The following is a 3,899-nucleotide window of genomic DNA, read 5'->3' as shown; positions in this document are numbered from 1 at the left end:
GTACAACCAAACTTATTACTAACTCAGGTTAAGCTTATTAAGGTTGTTCTTCCTTCAGATGAATTTCAGACACTTACAGAAAAAATAATCAAGTTTGCCTACTCAAAAATAGAGCAATCAAAACAGAATTACTTACAAGCTGAGGATTTGCTGTTGTCGGATCTTGGCTTGAAAGACTGGCAACCCACGGAAGAAACTGTTGCCGTCAAGAGTTTTGCTGAGTCGTTCCTGTCTTGCGATCGCCTCGACGCTGAGTATTATCAACCAAAGTATGATCAAGTAGAAGAAGTTATTAAAAATTGTGGTTTTCTATATCATAATTTAGGCTCATTAATAGAGCCAATTCAAAATGGGTTTGACTATCGAGAATATACCGAAAAAGGAACACCTTACATTCGTGTTGGTGATGTTAAAAACGGACAAATTAATTTTGAAAGTGCTGTCAAAATCCCGATTACAATGGCTGATGTTGACAAACCCGTAGGTTTGCAAGTCGGAGATATTCTTTTCACTCGTAAAGGTAGTTTTGGCAACTCCGCAGTTGTTACAGAACTAGAAGTTAACGGAATTATTAGCAGTGAAATCATGCTTGTACGTTTGACTTCAGCTTCTAAAAAAGAAGTTTTACCGGAATACATCAGCCTATTTTTGAATTCAAAATTTGGTTATTTACAGGTTGAGCGCAGGGTTCATGGGGTGGCTTACTATAGTATTTCTCAGCCAGATTTAGCCAATTTACTAATCCCAATATTGCCGAAACCCCAACAGCAAAACATTGTTGAGAAGATAAACTCATCATTTTCATTAAAACTAAAATCCAAGCAACTGCTAGAAATTGCTAAAACAGGAGTAGAACGAGCGATCGAAACTGATGAAGCGACAGCAAGGGCTTGGATCAATCAGCAGCTTGAAGCGTTAGGAATCAATCTATCAAACTCAAACTAACCTAATGGAGGCACAATGTCTGAGATTACTATAAACCCAGATCAACTTAAGGAAATCTTGGAAAGCGCGATCGTCGAATTAATTCGTGACAATCGAAAAGAAGTTTCTGAATTTATGGCAGAAATTATTGAAGATGTGGCAATGGAGCAAGCGATCGCTGAAGGTGAAACAACTGAACTGGTTAGCCGTAAGTCCATCTTTCAACTTTTGGAGCCGAAAGCGTGAAAGTCGAGTTTAGGAACATCTTGGAGTAACAATGAAAGCACTTAAAGTCATGGCAACGATTAATGAGCAAGGACAATTAACCTTAGATCATCCTCTCATAACAGATAAAAACAGCCGCGTAGAAGTTATTATTCTAATTCCAGAAGAGGAAGTTCTGAACGATCAATCTCAAGCAGAAGTCTTAGCAGATTTCCGGCAAGCTTGGCACGAAGCCATGACTGGGCAAACTATCCCGGTGGCTCAACTTTGGGAAGGGCTGGAAAATGACTGATCAGCCTTTCATTCAAGTTGAAGCTTCGCCAACGTTCAACCGAAATTTACGCGCTCTTGCCAAGAAGTATCGCAGTATTCGGAATGATATACAACCCGTCATCGAACAACTTGAACAGGGGGAGTTGCCAGGAGATCAAATACCTAGTGTTGGTTATGCGGTCTTCAAGTTAAGAGTCCGAAATAGCGACACTCAAAAAGGTAAAAGCGGTGGCTATCGTCTGATTTACTATGTCAAGATAGCAACGGGAATTATTTTGCTGACTATTTATGCAAAATCTGAACAAGTCGATATTGCCGCAGATGACATTCAGCGCATCATTACAGAATCAGATTAAAATGTGAGCAGAATATTGTGTTTATCTCAACTCATACCTATGCAAATTACCCTTAACCTTGATGAATCTCTCCTTAACGAAGCCTTGCAACTCACCAACTTCACTACTCAAGAAGAACTAGTGAATTTTGCTCTGCAAGAACTTGTGCGTTCACGAAGTGACTCTTCTGGAACATCACACCGCAAGAGAAACCTTTTCGACCTCGCTGGACAAATTCAGTTTGCCCCAGACTTTGACCACAAAGCTCTGCGCGAGACTCGTCATGCTGCTGATTGATACATCAGTTTGGATAGTCGTCTTGCGTGATCGCAACGGTCAAATTCGCCAGCAGCTTGAAACCCTAATTGCTAATAGAGAAGTTCTGCTCACCCGATTCACTCAGCTTGAATTGCTTCAAGGTAGCCTGAACGAGCAAGAATGGACTCTCCTCTCCACCTACCTGGAAACACAAAATTACATTGAACCCTCGCTTCATTCTTGGCAAGCGGCTGCCCGTATTTACTATGACTTGCGTCGCCAAGGGCTTACCGTTCGCAGTCCAATCGATTGCTGCATTGCTCAAACGGCTCTGGAAAATAATTTGCTTTTGATTCACAGCGATCGCGACTTTGAAACCATTGCCCAAGTAAGATCGCTCCAACACCTTCGCTTTCAAGCTTAAGTGTGATCGTCGATCCCCCGCAAACCCTCAAAATAAAAACTAATGGGATATTAGGTCATGTGGACAGATGAGATTGTCGAAGAGATCCACCAAATCCGTGAAGAGTATGCGAAGTCTTTCAACTATGATTTAGATGCAATATTTGCAGACCTACGTAAGAAGGAAGCAGAAAGCGGCAGAGAAGTTGTGAACTTGTCGCAAAAACCCAGTCTAACAAAACGTTGGAGCGGACGAACCAGAGATATTGGTGATAATACAACGGATACTAGCTGCGGCTTAACTTAGCTGTTAGAAGCCGACCAGAAACGCGTAGGCGTAGCCCGCCGCAGGCATCGCTTGAAAAAAAGCGGAATTCGTTATGCTTCACATCAAGTTATAATTTCATTTCTCCCCTCAAAGATAAACGCTTATTATTCTCCAGTCCGCGCAGGTGGTCACTGAGCCGGTCGTTGTGCGGACTTTGTTTGTGTAGTCACGACTTCCAGTTAGTTGTTAGGCTTTTATCTCAAATTTCAACTTAGTAAGGTACACGCATGGCCAAAGGTGACAAAATAAACTTTTCTACCCCTAGCGGGTTTCCAGAATTTCTTCCTAGCGAAAAGCGTCTAGAATTATATTTGCTAGATATCATCCGTAGAGTTTTTGAAAGCTATGGATTTACGCCCATCGAAACACCTGCTGTAGAACGTTTAGAAGTGCTACAAGCTAAAGGTAATCAAGGCGATAATATCATTTATGGAATTGATCCTATATTGCCACCAAATCGACAAGCTGAGAGAGATAGATCGGGCGAAACAGGTTCGGAAGCAAGAGCTTTAAAGTTCGATCAAACAGTTCCTTTAGCGGCGTATATTGCCCGTCATCTCAATGAATTAACCTTTCCCTTTGCCCGCTACCAAACCGATGTAGTTTTTCGTGGTGAACGGGCAAAAGATGGACGTTTTCGCCAGTTCCGTCAATGCGATATTGATGTAGTTGCGCGTCGTGAACTCAGCTTGCTCTATGATGCTCAGATGCCTGCAATTATCACTGAGATATTTGAAGCAATTAATATTGGTGATTTTCTGATTCGCATCAATAACCGAAAAGTTCTTACTGGTTTCTTTAAATCATTGGGAATTACCGAAAATCAAATTAAATCTTGTATTGGGATTGTTGACACTCTAGAAAAGATTGGTGAAAGTAAAGTCAAACAAGATTTAGAAAAAGAAGGGATTGCAGCCGAACAGTCACAAAAAATTATTGAGTTTATTAAAATTGACGGTTCTGTTGATGAAGTCTTAGATAAGCTCAAGCACCTCGCCCAAAATCTGCCAGAATCCGAGCAATTGAGTTTAGGAGTTACCGAATTAGAAACGGTAATTGCTGGAGTGCGTAATCTGGGAGTTGCCGAAAACCGTTTCTGTATTGATTTATCCATTGCCCGTGGTCTTGATTACTATACTGGCACAGTTTACGAA

Annotated in this window: 8 protein-coding genes; all 8 read left to right on the top strand. The window is 41.3% G+C overall.

The window, feature by feature from the left end; translation table 11 throughout:
• Positions 1–945 (top strand): restriction endonuclease subunit S (locus tag IQ229_RS16960; protein WP_194045670.1); only part of this gene is annotated, 945 nt, incomplete at its 5' end.
• A 15-nt stretch (positions 946–960) separates the two neighbouring features.
• The gene (locus IQ229_RS16955) at positions 961–1,170 is read left to right on the top strand and encodes a hypothetical protein (RefSeq protein ID WP_194045669.1); all 210 of its coding nucleotides are present in this window, start codon (positions 961–963) and stop codon (positions 1,168–1,170) included.
• Between the two features lie 31 nt (positions 1,171–1,201).
• Positions 1,202–1,441 carry a type II toxin-antitoxin system RelN family antitoxin gene (locus tag IQ229_RS16950; RefSeq protein WP_194045667.1) on the top strand — a complete coding sequence of 80 codons (240 nt, stop codon included), beginning with the start codon at positions 1,202–1,204 and terminating at the stop codon, positions 1,439–1,441.
• Complete coding sequence (locus IQ229_RS16945) at positions 1,434–1,778, top strand: type II toxin-antitoxin system RelE family toxin (protein ID WP_194045665.1); 345 nt, start codon at positions 1,434–1,436, stop codon at positions 1,776–1,778. The genes IQ229_RS16950 and IQ229_RS16945 overlap by 8 nt, the downstream gene beginning before the upstream one ends.
• 39 nt (positions 1,779–1,817) lie before the next feature.
• On the top strand, positions 1,818–2,054 hold the full coding sequence (locus tag IQ229_RS16940) for a type II toxin-antitoxin system VapB family antitoxin (protein ID WP_194045663.1): 237 nt from the start codon (positions 1,818–1,820) through the stop codon (positions 2,052–2,054).
• Positions 2,041–2,439, top strand: coding sequence for a type II toxin-antitoxin system VapC family toxin (gene vapC / locus IQ229_RS16935; protein WP_194045661.1), 399 nt, complete (start codon positions 2,041–2,043; stop codon positions 2,437–2,439). Before IQ229_RS16940 ends, vapC begins: the two co-directional genes overlap by 14 nt.
• Before the next feature lie 57 nt (positions 2,440–2,496).
• Positions 2,497–2,724 (top strand): hypothetical protein, encoded by a 228-nt coding sequence (locus tag IQ229_RS16930; RefSeq protein WP_194045660.1) that lies wholly within the window; start codon positions 2,497–2,499, stop codon positions 2,722–2,724.
• Positions 2,725–2,972: 248 nt separating this feature from the next.
• A partial coding sequence (locus tag IQ229_RS16925; protein ID WP_194045658.1) for an ATP phosphoribosyltransferase regulatory subunit occupies positions 2,973–3,899 on the top strand: 927 nt, incomplete at its 3' end.

The sequence above is a fragment of the Nostoc cf. edaphicum LEGE 07299 genome (genome assembly GCF_015207245.1).
GTDB classification, from domain to species: Bacteria; Cyanobacteriota; Cyanobacteriia; order Cyanobacteriales; family Nostocaceae; genus Nostoc; species Nostoc edaphicum_B.
Note: the sequence above shows the minus strand (reverse complement) of the source record. Positions and strands in the feature narration are given on the sequence as shown.